Source organism: Streptomyces sp. NPDC001219 (genome assembly GCF_053597915.1).
On record NZ_JBSFJF010000110.1, the window covers coordinates 1 to 18,655 of the forward strand.

General features: G+C 72.2%; 19 protein-coding genes. 14 read left to right on the forward strand and 5 right to left on the reverse strand.

Annotated features, from left to right (window positions below; genetic code table 11):
• From ACWC9R_RS35125 to ACWC9R_RS35140, 4 genes are all read left to right on the forward strand, one after another.
• A partial coding sequence (locus ACWC9R_RS35125) for an Hsp70 family protein (protein ID WP_450737741.1) occupies nucleotides 1–507 on the forward strand: 507 nt, incomplete at its 5' end.
• Entirely contained in the window at nucleotides 504–1,154 is a 651-nt protein-coding gene (gene grpE / locus ACWC9R_RS35130) for a nucleotide exchange factor GrpE (protein ID WP_450737743.1), read from the forward strand. The genes ACWC9R_RS35125 and grpE, both read left to right, overlap by 4 nt.
• A 45-nt stretch (nucleotides 1,155–1,199) precedes the next feature.
• On the forward strand, nucleotides 1,200–2,372 hold the full coding sequence (gene dnaJ, locus ACWC9R_RS35135) for a molecular chaperone DnaJ (RefSeq protein WP_362602174.1): 1,173 nt from the start codon (nucleotides 1,200–1,202) through the stop codon (nucleotides 2,370–2,372).
• Nucleotide 2,373: 1 nt separating this feature from the next.
• A complete protein-coding gene (locus tag ACWC9R_RS35140) occupies nucleotides 2,374–2,826 on the forward strand; it encodes a heat shock protein transcriptional repressor HspR (RefSeq protein WP_450737745.1) in 453 nt (150 codons plus the stop codon).
• Between the two features lie 108 nt (nucleotides 2,827–2,934).
• On the opposite strand, the gene ACWC9R_RS35145 is transcribed toward ACWC9R_RS35140, so the two are convergent.
• The 4 genes from ACWC9R_RS35145 to ACWC9R_RS35160 all read right to left on the reverse strand — a co-directional run bounded on the left by ACWC9R_RS35145 (nucleotide 2,935) and on the right by ACWC9R_RS35160 (nucleotide 4,753).
• Nucleotides 2,935–3,339, reverse strand: a complete 405-nt coding sequence (locus ACWC9R_RS35145; protein ID WP_450737746.1) for a hypothetical protein — start codon at nucleotides 3,337–3,339, stop codon at nucleotides 2,935–2,937.
• Nucleotides 3,336–3,572, reverse strand: a complete 237-nt coding sequence (locus ACWC9R_RS35150; protein WP_450737748.1) for an NADH pyrophosphatase zinc ribbon domain-containing protein — start codon at nucleotides 3,570–3,572, stop codon at nucleotides 3,336–3,338. The genes ACWC9R_RS35145 and ACWC9R_RS35150 overlap by 4 nt, the downstream gene beginning before the upstream one ends.
• 174 nt (nucleotides 3,573–3,746) lie before the next feature.
• Nucleotides 3,747–4,151 carry a pyridoxamine 5'-phosphate oxidase family protein gene (locus tag ACWC9R_RS35155; protein ID WP_362602186.1) on the reverse strand — a complete coding sequence of 135 codons (405 nt, stop codon included), beginning with the start codon at nucleotides 4,149–4,151 and terminating at the stop codon, nucleotides 3,747–3,749.
• A gap of 29 nt (nucleotides 4,152–4,180) precedes the next feature.
• The gene (locus ACWC9R_RS35160; RefSeq protein WP_450737766.1) at nucleotides 4,181–4,753 is read right to left on the reverse strand and encodes a Uma2 family endonuclease; all 573 of its coding nucleotides are present in this window, start codon (nucleotides 4,751–4,753) and stop codon (nucleotides 4,181–4,183) included.
• 270 nt (nucleotides 4,754–5,023) lie between these two features.
• On the opposite strand from ACWC9R_RS35160, the gene clpB reads away from it, so the two are divergent.
• Together clpB and ACWC9R_RS35170 are read left to right on the forward strand one after the other, a co-directional pair.
• On the forward strand, nucleotides 5,024–7,654 hold the full coding sequence (gene clpB / locus ACWC9R_RS35165) for an ATP-dependent chaperone ClpB (RefSeq protein ID WP_450737750.1): 2,631 nt from the start codon (nucleotides 5,024–5,026) through the stop codon (nucleotides 7,652–7,654).
• Nucleotides 7,655–7,813: 159 nt separating this feature from the next.
• The gene (locus tag ACWC9R_RS35170) at nucleotides 7,814–8,350 is read left to right on the forward strand and encodes a YbjN domain-containing protein (protein WP_450737751.1); all 537 of its coding nucleotides are present in this window, start codon (nucleotides 7,814–7,816) and stop codon (nucleotides 8,348–8,350) included.
• 116 nt (nucleotides 8,351–8,466) lie between these two features.
• On the opposite strand, the gene ACWC9R_RS35175 is transcribed toward ACWC9R_RS35170, so the two are convergent.
• A complete protein-coding gene (locus ACWC9R_RS35175) occupies nucleotides 8,467–9,645 on the reverse strand; it encodes a pyridoxal phosphate-dependent aminotransferase (protein WP_450737753.1) in 1,179 nt (392 codons plus the stop codon).
• A gap of 201 nt (nucleotides 9,646–9,846) precedes the next feature.
• On the opposite strand from ACWC9R_RS35175, the gene ACWC9R_RS35180 reads away from it, so the two are divergent.
• The 8 genes from ACWC9R_RS35180 to ACWC9R_RS35215 all read left to right on the forward strand — a co-directional run bounded on the left by ACWC9R_RS35180 (nucleotide 9,847) and on the right by ACWC9R_RS35215 (nucleotide 18,550).
• Nucleotides 9,847–10,131, forward strand: a complete 285-nt coding sequence (locus ACWC9R_RS35180) for a hypothetical protein (RefSeq protein ID WP_450737755.1) — start codon at nucleotides 9,847–9,849, stop codon at nucleotides 10,129–10,131.
• Nucleotides 10,132–10,480: 349 nt separating this feature from the next.
• Nucleotides 10,481–11,002, forward strand: a complete 522-nt coding sequence (locus tag ACWC9R_RS35185) for a DUF2617 family protein (RefSeq protein WP_362602215.1) — start codon at nucleotides 10,481–10,483, stop codon at nucleotides 11,000–11,002.
• 255 nt (nucleotides 11,003–11,257) lie between these two features.
• A complete protein-coding gene (locus ACWC9R_RS35190; protein ID WP_450737757.1) occupies nucleotides 11,258–12,976 on the forward strand; it encodes a polyamine aminopropyltransferase in 1,719 nt (572 codons plus the stop codon).
• 205 nt (nucleotides 12,977–13,181) lie between these two features.
• On the forward strand, nucleotides 13,182–14,093 hold the full coding sequence (locus ACWC9R_RS35195; RefSeq protein WP_450737759.1) for an SRPBCC domain-containing protein: 912 nt from the start codon (nucleotides 13,182–13,184) through the stop codon (nucleotides 14,091–14,093).
• 125 nt (nucleotides 14,094–14,218) lie between these two features.
• A complete protein-coding gene (locus ACWC9R_RS35200; RefSeq protein WP_450737760.1) occupies nucleotides 14,219–15,082 on the forward strand; it encodes an aldose epimerase family protein in 864 nt (287 codons plus the stop codon).
• Nucleotides 15,083–15,092: 10 nt separating this feature from the next.
• Complete coding sequence (pyrE, locus tag ACWC9R_RS35205; RefSeq protein ID WP_362602227.1) at nucleotides 15,093–15,635, forward strand: orotate phosphoribosyltransferase; 543 nt, start codon at nucleotides 15,093–15,095, stop codon at nucleotides 15,633–15,635.
• Between the two features lie 219 nt (nucleotides 15,636–15,854).
• A complete protein-coding gene (fbaA, locus tag ACWC9R_RS35210) occupies nucleotides 15,855–16,877 on the forward strand; it encodes a class II fructose-bisphosphate aldolase (protein ID WP_450737762.1) in 1,023 nt (340 codons plus the stop codon).
• A 146-nt stretch (nucleotides 16,878–17,023) separates the two neighbouring features.
• A complete protein-coding gene (locus ACWC9R_RS35215) occupies nucleotides 17,024–18,550 on the forward strand; it encodes an MFS transporter (protein ID WP_450737764.1) in 1,527 nt (508 codons plus the stop codon).
• The last annotated feature ends 105 nt before the right edge of the window (nucleotides 18,551–18,655 follow it).

The following is an 18,655-nucleotide window of genomic DNA, read 5'->3' on the forward strand; positions in this document are numbered from 1 at the left end:
GCCAACGGCATCATGCACGTGACCGCGAAGGACCTGGGCACGGGCAAGGAGCAGAAGATGACCGTCACCGGCGGCTCCTCGCTGCCGAAGGACGAGGTCGACCGGATGCGCCAGGAGGCCGAGAAGTACGCGGACGAGGACCACGCCCGCCGCGAGGCCGCCGAGTCCCGCAACCAGGGCGAGCAGCTCGTCTACCAGACCGAGAAGTTCCTCAAGGACAACGAGGAGAAGGTTCCCGGCGAGGTCAAGACCGAGGTCGAGGAGGCCCTCACCGAGCTGAAGGAGAAGCTCAAGGGTGAGGACACCGCGGAGATCCGCACCGCCACCGAGAAGGTCGCGGCCGTCTCCCAGAAGCTCGGCCAGGCCATGTACGCCGACGCCCAGGGTGCGGCCGGTGCCGAGGGCGCCGCGGGTGCCGAGGGCGCCGAGCAGGCCAAGGCCGAGGACGATGTCGTGGACGCCGAGATCGTCGACGACGAGAAGCCCAAGAAGGACGGTGCCGCGTGACGGAGGAGACCCCGGGCTTCGACGAGAAGCCCGACGTCCCCTCCGACGCCGCTCCCGAAGACGCGGCGCAGGCCGAGTCCGCCGACAAGGCGGGCTCGGCCCCGGCCGGGGACGTACCGGATGTAGCGCTTCAGGCGCAGCTGGACCAGGTGCGTACGGCGCTCAACGAGCGCACGGCGGACCTCCAGCGGCTGCAGGCCGAGTACCAGAACTACCGCCGTCGGGTGGAAAGGGACCGGGTCACGGTCAAGGAGATCGCCGCGGCGAACCTCCTGTCCGAGCTCCTGCCCACCCTCGACGACGTCGGCCGTGCCCGTGAGCACGGCGAACTGGTCGGCGGCTTCAAGTCGGTGGCCGAATCGCTGGAGACCGCGGTCGCCAAGCTGGGTCTGCAGCAGTTCGGCAAGGAGGGCGAGCCCTTCGACCCGACGATCCACGAGGCGCTGATGCACTCGTACGCACCGGATGTCACCGAGACGACGTGCGTGGCGATCCTGCAGCCCGGGTATCGCATCGGTGAACGAACGATCCGCCCCGCGCGGGTCGCCGTGGCCGAACCGCAGCCCGGTGCCCAGGGCACCAAGTCCGCCTCCGACGAGGACGCCAAGGCCTCGGACGAGGAGAGCGGTGGCCCGGACGAGGGCTGACGTGAGGACAGAATCGAAAACCGCGCGGAAGGAGGGACGTCGGGGATGAGCACCAAGGACTTCGTCGAGAAGGACTACTACAAGGTCCTCGGCGTCCCGAAGGACGCCACGGAAGCGGAGATCAAGAAGGCGTACCGGAAGCTCGCCCGCGAGTACCACCCGGACGCCAACAAGGGCGACGCCAAGGCCGAGGAGCGCTTCAAGGAGATCTCCGAGGCGAACGACGTCCTGGGCGACAGCAAACGCCGCAAGGAGTACGACGAGGCGCGCACGCTGTTCGGCAACGGCGGATACCGGCCGGGGCCGGGCGGCGGCGGCAACTTCAACTTCGACCTGGGCGACCTCTTCGGGGGCTCGCAGGGCCAGGCAGGCGGCGGCGGGGGCTTCGGCGGCGGTCTGGGGGACGTCTTCGGCGGCCTGTTCAACCGCGGCGGGGCCGGGGCGCGGACCCACGCGCGCCGTGGCCAGGACATCGAGTCCGAGGTGACGCTCAGCTTCACCGAGGCGGTCGACGGGGCCACGGTCCCGCTGCGGATGTCCAGCCAGGCGCCGTGCAAGGCGTGTTCCGGCACCGGCGACAAGAACGGGACGCCGCGGGTCTGCCCGACCTGCGTCGGCACCGGTCAGGTCAGCCGGGGCGCGGGCGGCGGCTTCTCGCTCACCGACCCGTGCGCCGACTGCAAGGGCCGGGGCCTGATCGCCCAGGACGCCTGTGAGGTCTGCAAGGGCAGCGGGCGGGCCACCAGTGCCCGCACGATGCAGGTGCGTATTCCCGCGGGCGTCTCCGACGGGCAGCGCATCCGGCTGCGCGGCAAGGGCGCCCCGGGCGAGCAGGGCGGCCCGGCGGGCGACCTGTACGTGGTCGTGCATGTCGACGCCCACCCGGTCTTCGGCCGCAAGGGTGACAACCTCACCGTCACGGTGCCGGTCACCTTCCCGGAGGCCGCGCTCGGCGGCGAGGTCAAGGTGCCGACCCTGGGCGGTCCGCCGGTGACGCTGAAGCTGCCGGCCGGCACCCCCAACGGGCGCACCATGCGGGCTCGTGGCAAGGGGGCGACCCGCAAGGACGGCACCCGCGGCGATCTGCTGGTCACCATCGAGGTGCTGGTCCCCAGCGACCTCGGCGACAAGGCGAAGGAGTCGCTGGAGGCGTATCGCGAGGCGACCGCGGGTGCGGACCCGCGGGCGGAGCTGTTCCAGGCCGCGAAGGGAGCTTGAGATGGACAGCCGGGGCGGGCAGCGTCGTAACCCCTATGAACTGACCGACGAGTCGCCGGTGTACGTCATCTCCGTCGCGGCTCAGCTCTCCGGCCTGCATCCGCAGACCCTTCGGCAGTACGACCGCCTGGGGCTGGTCTCGCCCGACCGCACGGCCGGGCGGGGCCGCCGCTATTCGGCCCGGGACATCGAACTGCTCCGTACGGTGCAGCAGTTGTCCCAGGACGAGGGCATCAACCTCGCCGGCATCAAGCGCATCATCGAGCTGGAGAACCAGGTCGCGGCCCTGCAGCAGCGGGTCATCGAGCTGCAGGGCGCCCTGGAGGGCGCGGCCAGCGCGATGCAGCAGCGGGAGGCGGCGGTGCACGCCTCCTACCGGCGCGATCTGGTGCCGTATCAGGACGTGCAGCAGACCAGCGCGCTGGTGGTCTGGCGCCCCAAGCGGCCGGAGTGACGGCCGCGGCCGGGCTGCCGGCATCCGCGGTATGAGCTGACGAAGGGCCGGGGCGACCCGGCCCTTCTCGCTGTCCGCGGGGCTGTCGGCGGGCGCGGTGGCGCTCCGTCAGCAGCCGTTGTATCCCGCCGTCGGCATCGACAGCCGCCGGTGCACCTGTGACTTCATCGCCAGGGTGTAGACCGGCTCGTCGAGGTCGGCGGTCTCCAGGCGGACACCGGCCGCGGCGCACCGCGCGGTGAACTCGTCCGCGCCGGCGATGGCCGTCTCCAGCGCCCGGCGGTTGGGCGCCACGAACACGTCGACCAGGCCCTCCTCGACGTCACGCCACAGCGCGCCGTGGTCGGCGCGCAGCCGGTGCAGGCTGAGCTGGCAGGTCAGGTGGTAGTCACGGGCCGCCGCCCACTGCTTGCACATGTCGTGCTGGCTGCGGTCATCGACCAGGAACGGGTCCTCGTCGAGCTCGGACAGCGGCAGCAGGCAGGCGATCGCCGTGACTCGGACCGAGTTCATCGTGCCCTCCGGGGCGTGGCGACTGTGGGGGCGACGATACCCCCGCGAGCGGCCCGTGGAGGAGGGGCTGTACCGGGCGGCGAGGCATAGCCGCAGGCGTGGCAGATCTTCCAGCCGTCCTGATTGACCGCGAGCGGGCCGCCGCAGCGCGGGCAGAGCTCGGCGCGGGGGCGCGGCGGGGTGCGGGACGGACGGCGCGGAACGGTCGTCACGGTGCTCACTGCCGACGCCATACGGCCTCCAGCTGCTGTCTTTTGCCGGGGAAAGGCCCGATGTCGTCCGTCATTGCGCGGAGCTGTTCGGTTCCCGTCGCTCTTGAGTACCAGGTGCGTGGCCCGGAGCGGAGCCGGAGGGACCGTTTCCGGCCAGGGGCCGGAGGAGGCGCGCAAGAAGGGGGAGCGGGGCCCTCAGGCCCGGCCCATCGCCCGGGTCACGGCGATCTCGATCATGACGCGGTCGGGGTTGGGCGTCGGGGTCCGGCCGTACCGCTCGGCGTACCGGCGCACCGCGTCGGCCACCGACTCGGCGTCCGTACGCACCCGGGCCCGGCCCTCCAGCGTCGCCCAGCGTCCCCTGTCGACCTGGCACACGGCGACGGTGGCGCCGTCCGCCCCGGCGGCGAGGACGTTCTTGACCTTGGTGCTGTCCTTTCGGGTGATGATCCGCGCGATCCGCTGCCCGGCGTCGTAGGTGACGCCTACGGGAACCACATGGGGCGTCCCGTCCGTACGCAGCGTGGTGAGCGTCGGCATCAGGTACTCGCCCCAGAAGGCGAGGTACTCCGGGCTGAGGGCGCTGAGGTCGTGGGCCATGGGGGCCAGCGTAGTTCGGGGCCCGGGGCTCAGAGGAAGTCGGCGGTCTCCAGGTCGAAGGAGAAGGGGGCGGGGAGGGGGAGGGGTTTGCCGAGAGGGGCGATGTGGGTGTTGAGGTAGTCCTCGCCCTCCGGCTCGCTGAACAGGGTGACCGCTGACTTGTCACGGTCGACCAGGAGATAGAGCGGAATGCCGGAACGGGCGTAGCCATGGCGCTTGGCGACACGGTCCTTGTGGGGCTTGCTCGACGTCACCTCGACGACCATGGCAACGCCGTCGCTGGGCATCCAGGGAGGGGCGCCGCGGAAGAGACGCAGCGCGCGTGGGGCGATGGTGGCGTCGGGGATCACGTGATCCGCGGGCTGGCCCGCCGCGGGGGAGAGGACGAGTCCTTTGTGCCCCGAGAACTGCATGGCAGTCGCAGACAACCGCATCACCTGCTCGAAGACGAGACTCAGGTAGTCCTCGTGGTCGCCATCCGGCGGCGGTGTCACAGCGATCTCCCCCTCGATGAGCTCGGCCCGGAAACCTGTCGGGGTCTCCAGCGCCAGAAAGCCTTCCAGGAGGATGTCGTCCTGCGTGGGCATCGGCTCGTGTGCCATAGCCGTCATGCTGCACCTCCTCGTGGTCGAAGGCCAGTGTCACCGGGCGGCGGGGACGGGCGGGCGCGATCGGCCGCAGTTCCCTCGCACGAGTGAGCGAGAGTCAGCGGGGACGGCTCCCGAAACTGACTTGAGTGCCCTAGACTCAATTTATCGCACGCTGGTGCGAGCAGGATTGCGGTATGAGCAGCATTTCCGGCGTCCGGCCCCTGGCCGGGTCAGACTGAGGAAAGACGCTGATCAGGACGAGACGAGGAGGATCGCGAGGACGTGGACGCCGAGCTGACCAACAAGAGCCGGGAGGCGCTGAGCGCCGCCAATGAGCGGGCGATCGCCGCCGGGCATGCGGACATGACGTCCGCGCACCTGCTGCTCGCGCTGCTGGCCGGGCAGGACAACGAGAACATCATGGACCTGCTGGCCGCCGTCGAGGCGGACGCCGCCGCGCTGCGCAACGGCGCCGAGCGCCAGCTGGCCGCGCTGCCCAGCGTGCAGGGCTCGACGGTCGCCCCGCCGCAGCCGGACCGCGATCTGCTCGCCGCCATCGCGGACGCCACCCAGCGCGCCAAGGAGCTGGGCGACGCCTATGTCTCCACCGAGCACCTCCTCATCGGCATCGCCGCCAAGGGCGGGCGCACCGGTGAGCTGCTGGGACAGCAGGGCGCGTCCGCCAAGAAGCTGCTGGCCGCCTTCGAGGCCAGCCGCGGCGGGCAGCGGGTGACCAACGCCGACCCGGAGGGCACGTACAAGGCCCTGGAGAAGTTCGGTACGGACTTCACCGCGGCCGCCCGCGAGGGCAAGCTCGACCCGGTCATCGGCCGGGACCACGAGATCCGCCGGGTGGTGCAGGTGCTGTCCCGCCGTACCAAGAACAACCCGGTGCTGATCGGCGAGCCCGGTGTCGGCAAGACCGCCGTCGTCGAGGGGCTGGCGCAGCGGATCGTCAAGGGCGACGTCCCCGAGTCGCTGCGCAACAAGCGGCTGGTCGCGCTCGACCTGGGCGCGATGGTCGCGGGCGCCAAGTACCGCGGTGAGTTCGAGGAGCGGCTGAAGACCGTCCTGGCGGAGATCAAGTCCAGCGAGGGCCAGATCATCACCTTCATCGACGAGCTGCACACGGTCGTCGGCGCGGGCGCCGGCGGCGACTCGTCCATGGACGCCGGCAACATGCTCAAGCCGATGCTGGCCCGCGGTGAGCTGCGGATGGTCGGCGCGACCACCCTCGACGAGTACCGCGAGCGGATCGAGAAGGACCCGGCGCTGGAGCGGCGCTTCCAGCAGGTGCTGGTCGCCGAGCCGACCGTCGAGGACACGGTGGCCATCCTGCGCGGGCTCAAGGGCCGCTACGAGGCCCACCACAAGGTGCAGATCGCGGACTCCGCGCTGGTCGCGGCCGCCTCCCTCTCCGACCGCTACATCACCTCCCGGTTCCTGCCCGACAAGGCCATCGACCTGGTCGACGAGGCCGCCTCCCGCCTCCGTATGGAGATCGACTCCTCGCCCGTGGAGATCGACGAGCTCCAGCGCGCCGTCGACCGGCTCAAGATGGAGGAGCTGGCGCTGCGCAACGAGACCGACGCCGGCTCCGTCCAGCGCCTGGAGAAGCTGCGCAAGGACCTCGCCGACAAGGAGGAGGAGCTGCGCGGCCTGACCGCCCGCTGGGAGAAGGAGAAGCAGAGCCTCAACCGCGTCGGCGCGCTCAAGGAGAAGCTCGACGAGCTGCGCGGCCAGGCGGAGCGCGCCCAGCGCGACGGCGACTTCGACAGCGCCTCCAAGCTGCTCTACGGCGAGATCCCGGGGGTCGAGCGGGAGCTGGAGGAGGCGGCCGCCGCCGAGGCCGAGCAGGAGGCGTCCAAGGAGTCCATGGTCAAGGAGGAGGTCGGTCCTGACGACATCGCGGATGTGGTCGGCGCCTGGACCGGTATCCCGGCCGGCCGTCTCCTGGAGGGCGAGACCCAGAAGCTGCTGCGGATGGAGGAGGAGCTGGGCAAGCGGCTGATCGGCCAGACCGAGGCCGTACGGTCCGTCTCCGACGCCGTGCGCCGCACCCGCGCCGGGATCGCCGACCCGGACCGCCCCACCGGCTCGTTCCTGTTCCTCGGCCCGACCGGCGTCGGCAAGACCGAGCTGGCCAAGGCGCTCGCGGACTTCCTCTTCGACGACGAGCGGGCGATGGTCCGCATCGACATGTCGGAGTACAGCGAGAAGCACAGCGTGGCGCGGCTGGTCGGTGCGCCGCCCGGCTACGTCGGCTACGAGGAGGGCGGCCAGCTCACGGAGGCGGTCCGCCGCCGCCCGTACTCCGTCGTCCTGCTGGACGAGGTGGAGAAGGCCCACCACGAGGTCTTCGACATCCTGTTGCAGGTCCTCGACGACGGCCGGCTCACGGACGGCCAGGGCCGCACCGTCGACTTCCGCAACACCATCCTCATCCTGACCTCCAACCTCGGCTCCACCTTCCTCATGGACCCGCTGCTCAAGGAGGACCAGAAGCGGGAGAAGGTGCTGGAGACGGTCCGCGCGTCCTTCCGTCCCGAGTTCCTCAACCGGCTCGACGACGTGGTGGTCTTCCACCCGCTCGGCACGGACCAGCTGCAGCGGATCGCCCGTATCCAGCTCGCCCACCTCCAGCGCCGGCTCGGCGACCGCAGGCTGACGCTGGACGTCACCGACCGCGCCCTGACCTGGCTCGCCTGGCTCGGCCAGGAGCCGGTCATCGACGCCCCCGCCCCCGACATGTCCTACGGCGCCCGCCCGCTGCGCCGCCTGGTCCAGACGGCCATCGGCGACCAGCTCGCCCGCGCCATCCTGTCCGGCGAGGTGCTGGACGGGGACACCGTCCGGGTCGACGTGGACGGCGACGGGCTGTCGGTGGAGACGGAGGGGCGGTCCGCGGGGTGACCGGCGGGGGCGGGGTGCCCGGGGCCGCGCTCCGGGCACCCCTCCGGCCCGACGATCGTTGCCCCGGGCGACGCCTTGCCCGCATCCGCTCCGTCCGGGTTGCCACGACGGGGCGGATGTGGGGGAGGATGGCAGGGACCATACGAAGGGAATTCCACGGTGAGCATCGACCCGTCCTCGATTCCGAATTTCGGGGGCCAGCCCGAACCCGAGCCGTCGGGGCCTGATGGTCCCGTCGTGCCAGACCAGGACCTGGTCAAGCAGCTCCTCGACCAGATGGAGCTGAAGTACGTAGTCGACGAGGAGGGTGACCTCGCCGCCCCGTGGGAGCAGTTCCGCACGTACTTCATGTTCCGGGGCGAGGAGGAGCAGCAGATCTTCTCCGTCCGCACGTTCTACGACCGTCCGCACGGCATCGACGAGAAGTCGAAGCTGCTGGAGGCGATCGACGACTGGAACCGCCGGACGCTGTGGCCCAAGGCCTACACCCACACCCACGACGACGGCACGGTCCGTCTGATCGGTGAGGCGTCGATGCTGATCGGCACCGGCGTCTCGCTCGAACACTTCGTGTCGAGCACGGTCAGCTGGGTCCGCGCCTCCATCGAGTTCGACAAGTGGATCGTCGAGCAGCTCGGCCTGGAGGCCGAGATCGAAGGCGACTCCGACCAGAAGCCGGGTGACGACGAGGCCTGAGCCCCGTCCGTCCCACACCCACCCCGCTGCCCGGGCCCCGAAGCCGAACGGCTTCGGGGCCCGGGTGTGTTGGGGCGGGTGAGCCGGTGCATGTTTGAGACCCCGCGGGCCTCCGGTCAGAGTTTGCCGAGCCGGTCCGCCGCCTCCCGTAGGACCGACTCCTGCTTGCAGAAGGCGAAGCGGACGTAGGGGGCGCCCTGGTCCTTGTGGTCGTAGAAGACGGCGTTGGGGATGGCGACGACGCCGATGCGTTCGGGGAGGGAGCGGCAGAAGGCGAAGCCGTCGTGGTGGCCCAGGGGGCGGATGTCGGTGGTGATGAAGTAGGTGCCGGCGGGGCGGAAGACCTGGAAGCCGGCGTCGGTGAGTCCGGTGGCCAGGACGTCGCGCTTGGCGCGCAGGTCGTCGCGCAGGTCCGCGAAGTAGCTGTCGGGCAGGGCGAGCGCCTCGGCGACGGCGTACTGGAAGGGGCCGGCGGAGACGTAGGTGAGGAACTGCTTGGCCGAGCGGACGGCAGTGACCAGCTCCGCGGGCGCGGTGACCCAGCCGACCTTCCAGCCGGTGAACGAGAAGGTCTTGCCGGCAGAACCGATGGTGACGGTGCGTTCGCGCATGCCGGGGAACGACGCGAGCGGGAGGTGCTCGCCCTCGAACACGAGGTGCTCGTAGACCTCGTCGGTGATGACGAGGAGGTCGCGCTCGCAGGCGAGGCGGGCGATCTCGGCGAGCTCCTCGCGGGACAGCACGGTGCCGGTGGGGTTGTGCGGGGTGTTGAGGAGGATCAGGCGGGTGTTGCCGGTGACGGCGTCGCGCAGTTCGTCCAGGTCGAGGCGGTAGCGGCCGGACTCCGGGTCCGCGCGCAGGGTCACCGGCACGCGGCGGCCGCCCGCCAGCGCGATGCCGGCGGCGTACGAGTCGTAGTACGGCTCCAGGGCGATGACCTCGTCGCCCGGCTCCAGCAGCGCCAGCAGGGAGGCCGCGAGGGCCTCGGTGGCGCCCGCGGTGACCAGGACCTCGGTGTCGGGGTCGTAGGAGAGGCCGAGGTGGCCGTAGAAACGCTGCTGATGGGCGGCGACGGCGGCGCGCAGCTCGGGGATGCCGGGGCCGGGCGGGTACTGGTTGCCGCGGCCGTCGCGCAGGGCGCGCACCGCCGCCTCCCTGACCTCTTCCGGGCCGTCGGCGTCGGGGAAGCCCTGGCCGAGGTTGATGGAGCCGGTCCGCACGGCGAGTGCGGACATCTCGGCGAAGATCGTGGTGCCGAATTCGGCGAGGCGGCGGTTGAGCAGCGGTCGGTCCATGGGCGCCATCCTGCGCCGAACCTCTGGACTTCCTCAACTGTGCTTTGAGACGCCGGGGCCGGGGGCATCAGCCCCGCACAACGGAAATGAGACGGTCGTCGACGAGGACGGCCCACGGCGCCAGGCGGCGCCGGAGCGGCGCACAGGGCGCCGGACGGAGCGAGTGCCTCGCTTCGGGGGAATGAAAGGAGAGTGAGGCAAATGGGGATCGTGGTCTTCGTGGTGATCTGCGCGGGGGTGATCGGCCTGGTGGTGCTGGCCTCGCGGACCGGTTCGGGCGGGGGTCGCGGACGCGGCTCCGGCGGGTACAGCGGGGCCGGCGGCAGCTGGTGGGCCGGCGGTGACGGGGGTTCGGGCGGTGGCCACCACGGTGGGCACCACGGCGGCGGTGGCTGCGGCGGCGGGTCCTCGTGTGGTGGCGGTTCCTCCTGCGGCGGTGGCGGCGGTGGGGGCGGCTGCGGTGGAGGCGGCGGTGGCGGCAGCTGAGCCGACCGCGCCGGCTCCCGCGCCGACGGTGCGTGGTGCCAACTCCATATGTGCGGATGGCTAGTTGCTTGTCGCATATGCGCCCGGGGGGTGCTGGCCGAAGGGCCAACACCCCCCGGGCGCTTGGTCGTTGAACAACTGAACTGCAAGGCCCCCGCGCGGATGGAAACCCGGAGAAGATGGGTAAAAGCGCTGTGGGCGACGGGGCTTTCATGATTCCCTCTCCCCAGAGAATCCCCCACGTTCTCCGACCCCACGTGGGCGCGAGCCGGCAGGCAGTCGTACATCACTGATCCTTTTCGGGCGGGCCGGCCCACCATTCCACTGCGTGTTTTTGCGGAGCCGACCCATGCTCACGACTTTGACGACGGCGTACACCGATACCCGTGCCTCCGACCTGGCCTGGGCGCTGGGCAGGGAACCCCTGCCCGCCCTGGCCGTACTCGATCTCCAACTCCAGGACGCGCAGGTGCAGTTGCGGCTGCTCGGCGCCTCCCACCAGGTGCTTCTCCAGGAGGAGCACGGCACCTGCTCCGAAACGGTCGCCTGTATGCCGGGCAGCAGCACACCGCTGCCACTCGGGGTGGCGAAGCGGCTGGGGGACTGGGAGTACGAGTTCGCCGCCCATGTGGAGACCCTCTCGCGCGGCTCGTTCGCCGGCCGTGCGCAGGAGTTGCTGGCGCTGGTGGCCGAGCATCCGCACGGGCTCGCCGGTACGTTCCCCGGCTCGCCGCACGCCTTCACCGCGATGCTGGCGCAGCGCCAGCAGGGCCAGGTGCGCTGGCGGACCTGGCACGCGTACCCGCAGGAGGGCCGTCTGGTGGCCACCCGTACCCGCGTGGGCGTACGGGCCAGGGTCGCGGCGGTCTAGCGCGCCCTGGCGAAAAGTGACCGGTTCGGTCGGCGGGAGGGCGCGGGGGAGTGTGGGGTGCGAGGGGCGCGAAGGAAGTGCGCCGGGGGCGTGGGGGTCCGGGAGGGCGCGGAGGGTGGGGCGTGCGCGACGTGCGCGGTGCGGAGCGCCCTTGTGGCCCACCCTTCGGAAACGCCCCAACTGAGGCGTGTAGCCCCCGAGGTCTACTCGTGTGGGTGACGGAGCGCCACAGAATCGTCACGTAGCGTTCACTTTATGATCGACCCGCCAGAGTCCGCTCGCACCGGCGCCGCCGGCCCGCCGGACGCCCTGCTGCCGGCCCTGCTGCCGGTGCCGGCCGGGCTGGGCCGGCTGCTCGTCCTCGCCGTCGTCTTCGTCTGCGCCGCCTGCGGTCTGGTCTACGAGCTCGAACTGGTCGCCCTGGCCACGTACTTGGTGGGCGACTCCGTCACCCAGGCCTCGGTCGTGCTGTCCGTCATGGTCTTCGCGATGGGCATCGGCGCGCTGCTCGCCAAGCGGCTGCGCTGCCGGGCGGCGGTCGGGTTCGGTGCGGTGGAGGCCGTTCTCGCGCTGGTCGGCGGCACGTCCGCGATGGCGCTCTACGCCTGCTTCGCCTGGTTCGGGCAGTCCCGCTCCGCACTGGTCGGCTTCTCCCTGGCCATCGGCATCCTGATCGGCGCCGAGGTGCCGCTGCTGATGACCCTGATCCAGCGGGTGCGCCGGCAGGACGCGGGTGGCGCGGTCGCCGACCTCTTCGCGGCGGACTACGTCGGCGCCCTGGTCGGCGGGCTGGCCTTTCCCTTTCTGCTGCTGCCGGGCTTCGGCCAGCTGACCGGCGCCCTGCTCACCGGCGCCGTCAACGCGGTGGCCGGTGCCGTGCTGGTGCTGTGGCTGTTCCGCCGCGACCTCACGGCCCGCGCCCGCTGGGCCCTCCTCGGCGTCAACGCCCTGGTCCTCGCCCTGCTCGCGACGGGCGCGGTGCTGGCCACGCCGTTCGAGCGGGCCGCCCGGCTGGCGGTCTACGGCGCCTCGGCCAGGGTCGCGGTGCAGACCGGCGTCCAGGAGGTGGTGATGACCGGCGGGACGGGTGACGGAGCCGGTGCGGGGCGCGGGAGGAAAGGTTCCGGCGGACCGCTGGAGCTGTATCTCGACGGGCGGCTCCGGGTCAGCGCGGAGACCGAGTTCCGCTACCACGAAGCGCTGGTGCACCCGGCGATGGCGGGCGGCCCGCACGGCCGGGTGCTGGTGCTCGGCGGCGGTGACGGCCTCGCGGTGCGCGAGATCCTCCGCTACCGCGCGGTCCGCTCGGTGACCGTCGTCGAACTCGACCCCGGCGTGCTGCGGTTGGCGCGCACCGACCCCGGTCTCACCCGCCTCAACCGGCGTTCGCTCGCCGACCCCCGGGTGCGGGTGGTGACCGCCGACGCCTTCGACTGGCTGCGGCGGCAGGACGGCAGCGGCGGCGGGCGGCGGGCGCCGTCGTACGACGTCATCGTCTCCGACCTGCCCGATCCCGGGATCACCGCGAGCACCAAGCTCTACTCGCAGGAGTTCTACGGCCTCGCGGCGCGGCTGCTGGCCCACGACGGACGGCTGGTGGTGCACGCCGGGCCGCCGGTCGAGCGCGCCCGCCTGTACTGGACGGTGGAGTCGACGGTCCGCTCGGTGGGCCTCGCGACGGTGCCGTACCGGCTGGCCGGCCGGCCAGCGGCCTTCTCCGGCGGCCCGGACCGCTCGGCGGGCCCCGTACCGCGCGGGGACGCCGCGGTCCCGGCCGTTGCCTCGGACGGCACCCGCTACTGGGGCTTCGTGCTGGCCGCACGGCACCGGCCGTCGTTCGGCCTGGCCCCCGACGCGCCCCCGCTGACCGGCCTCAGCGCCGAGGAACTGCGGGACGGCCGGCGCGCGGAGAGCCGTGACCGGCGGGGCGGGCTGCCGGCGTCGACGCTGATGCATCCGCGGTATCTCGACTGATCACGGTGACCGCGGTGACCGGGCGAGCGGCCGCGGGTGGGGCGAGGCGAGGCGTGGTGCGGTGCGGTGCCGGGCCCGAGGCGCGACGTGCCGGGCCATGGGAGGTGCCGGGCGGGCGGCGGGCAGTGGGGGCGGTTTCCGGCCGGTGCCGGAAATTCCGCCTGGGCGGGCACGGGGTCGCGGGCGCTGGGTAGGCTCCCATGTCATGGAGCATGAGGTGTACGTTCCGTTTCCCGTCGGGACCGTGCGGCAGGCGCTCATCGAGCCGGAGCGGGTGGCGCGCTGTGTCCCGGGAGTCCAGCTCGACGCCGATGCGGCCCCCGACTGTCCCAAGGGCCGGCTGCGACTGCGTATCGGAAGCTCCACCATCACCTATCGCGGCACCCTGACGGTCGGCGCTGACGACGGGCCCGGTGACGACGCGTCGGGCGACGACGGTGCGGCCGCTCCGGTGACCGTCGAGGCGAAGGGCACCGAGGCGCGGGGCGACGGGACGGTCGCGCTGACCCTCGTCGTACGGCTCGCCCCGGCCACCGAACCCGGTCCCGGTACGACGTTGCGCTGCTCCGGCACGGTCCACCGCGACGGCCGGCTCGCCGAGGCCACCGACCGGTCGGCCGCCTCGGTGGGCCGCCGGCTGCTGGACCGCTTCGCGGAGAACCTGGCGGCGGACCTGCGGCGACGGCCGGTGGCCGGTGACACCGGAGCGGCCGATGACGCCGGAGCGGCCGACGACACCGAGGAGGTGGCCCGGACCGGGGTGTTCGACACCGAGGTGCCGCCGCCGTCCCTGGACCCGGGCAGCGACGAGGACGAGGACGCGGCGGCGGACCTCGACGCGGGCGAGGGGGCGGACGCGTTCCCGGCGCACCCCGGGCACGACTACGGCGACGAGCCGGACCGGCTCGCCCCCGCCGAGGCCGCGCACGCCCGCCGCACGATGATCGGGCGCAGCGCGGAAGAGGTCGACCACGCCCCGCCGCGCGGCCGGTACGCACCGGTGCCCGCACCCGAGTCGGGCGGCCCCTCGGCGACCCTGCGCTGGGCGGCGCCCGCCGCCGCGCTGGTGCTGGCGTCCGCGGTGGTCGTCGGCCGGGTGCTGCGCCGGCGCCGCTGAAGCGGGGCGGTGACGCGGGGCGCGGTCCTCGGAGGCTGGTGCGAGCGGGGCGTTTTCCCGGGCTTCGGGTGCGCGTGGGGGACGGCATCCGCATGTCATGTGGGGCACGGCCTAGGCTCGGCTTTGTGAGCACCGACAACACCACGCAGCGCACGGCGCGGACGCAGGCGCCCGAGGGCGTGCGACTGGCCGCCGGAGACACCGAACTGACCGTCCGGCCGGACCTCGGCTGCCGGATCGCGAGCCTCCGTGTCGGCGGCACCGAGCTGCTGCGGCAGGGCCCCCGATACGGCTGTTTCCCGATGGTGCCGTGGTGCGGCCGGCTCGACCACGGGAAGTTCCGCAACGGCGGCGAAATCCACCACATGCCCCTCAACGCCGCGCCGCACGCCATCCACGGCACCGGCCGCGACCTGCGCTGGCGCACGGCGCGGACGAGCGCCACGGAGGGGGTCTTCGTCTATGACCTCCAGGACCCGGCGGCGCCCTGGCCGTACCCGGGGCGGGTCACCCAGCTCGTCGAACTCGCCGCCGACGGCGGCTCGCTCACCCTCACCCTGGGCGTCGAGGCGACCGCCGACTCCTTCCCCGCGCAGGCCGGCTGGCACCCCTGGTTCCTGCGGAACCTGGGGGAGGGCGGCCCGGACGTCCACCTCGACTTCGCGCCCGAGTGGCAGGAGGAGCGGGGCGACGACCACCTCCCCACCGGCCGCCGCATCCCGCCGGGGCCGGGGCCCTGGGACGACTGCTTCGGGATGCCGCAGGGTGTGGAGGCCACACTGACCTGGCCCGGCCGTCTGGAGCTGAAGCTCACCAGCCGCGCCGAATGGGCCGTGGTCTACGACGAGCAGGAGGCCGCGGTCTGTGCCGAGCCGCAGACCGGCCCGCCGAACGGCCTCAACACCCTGCCGCGCCTGGTCACCCCGATCGACCCGCTGGAGATCTCCATGACCTGGAGCTGGCGGAGCCTGTCCGGAGGCACCGCATAAGCTCGTGCGCATGAGTGACGACGTGCGCGGCGCGCTGCTGCAGCAGATCAAGGACAAGGCCGTGGTGCACGGCAAGGTGACGCTTTCCTCCGGCAAGGAGGCCGACTACTACATCGACCTGCGCCGGATCACCCTGGACGGCGAGGCCTCGCCGCTGGTCGGCCGGCTGATGCTGGACATCACCGCCGACCTGGACTACGAGGCGGTCGGCGGGCTGACGCTCGGTGCCGACCCGGTCGCGACCTCGATGCTGCACGCCTCCGCGGCGCGCGGCGGCCGGCTGGACTCCTTCGTGGTCCGCAAGGCGCAGAAGGCGCACGGGATGCAGCGCCGTATCGAGGGCCCGGACATCAAGGGCCGCCGGGTCCTGATCGTCGAGGACACCTCCACCACCGGTGGCTCGCCGCTGACCGCCGTCGAGGCGGCGCGTGAGGCGGGCGCCGAGGTCGTGGCGGTGGCGACGATCGTCGACCGCGGTGCCGCGTCGGCCATCGCCGAGGCCGGGCTGCCGTATATCACGGGCTACCAGCTGGGTGACCTCGGCCTGAGCTGAGGCCGGGCGTCGGGGCACGCCGGATCGGGGCATTCGGCGCTGACCTGCGGCTTAGCCGAGGGGCGGCTGGTTTCACGTGAAACCGGCCGCCCACGGACTGGGACGGCCGGACAGGCAATGTGGAGCGAGGGGCCTCGTCTGGGAAGATGTGCAGCGGCGAAGTCCTCGCCCCCTGGTCAGGGCCAAGAACGCACACCCGCATACACAAGGAGCGGACAGATGCCCATCGCAACCCCTGAGGTCTACAACGAGATGCTGGACCGGGCGAAGGCAGGCAAGTTCGCCTACCCGGCCATCAACGTCACGTCGACGCAGACGCTGCACGCCGCGCTGCGGGGCTTCGCCGAGGCCGAGAGCGACGGCATCATCCAGATCTCCACCGGTGGTGCGGAGTTCCTGGGCGGCCAGTACAACAAGGACATGGTGACCGGCGCGGTCGCGCTCGCCGAGTTCGCGCACGTCGTCGCCGAGAAGTACGACGTCACCGTCGCGCTGCACACCGACCACTGCCCCAAGGACAAGCTGGACGGCTACGTACGCCCGCTGCTGGACATCTCCGCGGAGCGCGTCGCCAAGGGCCAGAACCCGCTGTTCCAGTCGCACATGTGGGACGGCTCGGCCGAGAACCTGGCCGACAACCTGGCCATCGGCCAGGAGCTGCTCGCCAAGGCCGCCGCCGCCAAGATCATCCTTGAGGTCGAGATCACCCCGACCGGTGGCGAGGAGGACGGCGTCACCCACGAGATCAACGACGAGCTCTACACCACGGTCGACGACGCGCTGCGCACCGCCGAGGCGCTGGGCCTGGGCGAGAAGGGCCGCTACCTGCTCGCCGCCTCCTTCGGCAACGTCCACGGCGTCTACAAGCCGGGCAACGTCGTGCTCCGTCCCGAGCTGCTGAAGGACCTCCAGGAGGGCGTCGGCGCCAAGTACGGCAAGACCGCCCCCTTCGACTTCGTCTTCCACGGCGGCTCCGGCTCCACGCCGGAGGAGATCGCCACCGCGCTGGAGAACGGCGTGGTCAAGATGAACCTGGACACCGACACCCAGTACGCCTTCACGCGCCCGGTCGCGGACCACATGTTCCGCAACTACGACGGTGTGCTGAAGGTCGACGGCGAGGTCGGCAACAAGAAGACCTACGACCCGCGCAGCTGGGGCAAGCTGGCCGAGGCCGGTATGGCCAAGCGGGTCACCGAGGCCTGCGCCAACCTGCGCTCCACCGGCACCAAGATCAAGTAACCGGCACGGCCGTACCGCCGGCCGCCGCGTCACAGGGCTCCGCATCCGTCCGGGATGCGGAGCCCTTCGCGTGCCGGGGCCGTTCGTGTGCCCGCCGGTCCGGTGCCGCGCGGGCGCGCGGGCGCGGGGCGGGGCATGCTCGCGGTATGAGCGAACCGAGTGCGCCCGGCGCGGTCCGGCTGGCCTCGGCCCAGGGCAGGTGGGTGCTGCTGACGGCCGTGCTGGGGTCCGGGATGGCGCTGCTCGACGGCACGGTCGTCAATGTCGCGCTGCCCCGGATCGGCGAGGACCTCGACGCGGACCTGGCGGTCCTCCAGTGGACCGTCACCGCCTATCTGCTCACTCTCTCCTCGCTGATCCTGCTGGGCGGTGCGCTCGGCGACCGCTTCGGCCGGCGCCGGGTGTTCGTGATCGGTGTGGTGTGGTTCGCCGCGGCCTCCCTGCTCTGCGGGCTCGCGCCGCACGCCGGGGTGCTGATCGCGGCCCGTGCGCTGCAGGGCGTCGGCGGGGCGCTGCTCACCCCCGGTTCGCTGGCGCTGCTCCAGGCCGTCCTGCACCCCGACGACCGGGCCCGCGCGGTCGGCGCCTGGTCGGGGCTCGGCGGGGTGGCCGCGGCGGTGGGCCCGTTCGTCGGCGGCTGGCTGGTGGACGGTCCCGGCTGGCGCTGGGTGTTCTTCCTGAACGTGCCGCTGGCGGCGGTGTGTGTCCCGGTGGCGCTGCGGCACGTACCGGAGACCCGGGAGCGCGGGGCGGGCCGGCACCGTGGCTTCGACGTACGGGGCGCGGTCCTGGGGGCGCTGGCGCTGGCCGGGGTGACCTATGCGCTGATCGCCGCGCCGAGCGGGGGCGCCGGGCCCGGAGTGATCCTTCCCGCGGTGGCCGGGGTGCTGCTCGGTGTGCTCTTCCTGCGGGTCGAACGGCGGCAGGACGATCCGATGCTGCCGCCCGCCATCTTCCGCATCCGCCAGTTCTCCGCCATCAACGCGGTGACGGTCTGCGTCTACGCGGCCTTCGGCGGCTTCTTCTTCCTGGCCGTGCTCCAGCTCCAGGTCGTGGTCGGCTACTCGGCGCTGCAGGCCGGTACCGCGCTGCTGCCCACCACCGTGCTGATGCTGCTGCTGTCCGCCCGCTCCGGCGAGCTGGGGCAGCGCATCGGCCCGCGCATCCCGCTCACCGTCGGCCCGCTGCTGTGCGCCGCGGGGCTGCTGCTGATGATGCGGGTGGGCCGGGGCGCCTCCTACCTCGCCGATGTGCTGCCCGCGCTGGTGGTCATGGGCGCGGGCATGGTGACGCTGGTCGCGCCGCTCACCGCGACCGTGCTGGCGTCGGTGGACGTGGACCGGGCGGGTCTGGCCAGCGGCATCAACAACGCGGCGGCACGGGCCGCGGGCCTGGTGGCCGTGGCCGCGCTGCCACTGCTCGCGGGCTTCGGCCCGGAGGCCTACCGCTCGCCGGACGCCTTCGCCGCCGCCTTCCTGCGCGCCATGCCGCTGTGCGCCGGCATCCTGGTGGTCGGCGCCCTGATCGCCTGGCTGACCGTACGCACCAACGCCCTACGCCCCGAACCGGGCGCCGAGGAGCCCTGCCACGCCAAGACCACCTACCACTGCGGCGTAAGCGCACCCCCACTGGACCCGGGCGAGAGCACCCCCCAACGGGAACCCGAGAGATAACGCCCGCCCCCACCAAGCATCTCCCCACCCACCCACGGGAGGGGACGGGCCTCGGGGGCAGGGTTTCCGGACGTAAAGCGAAGCAGTCCGGAAACCCTGCCCCCG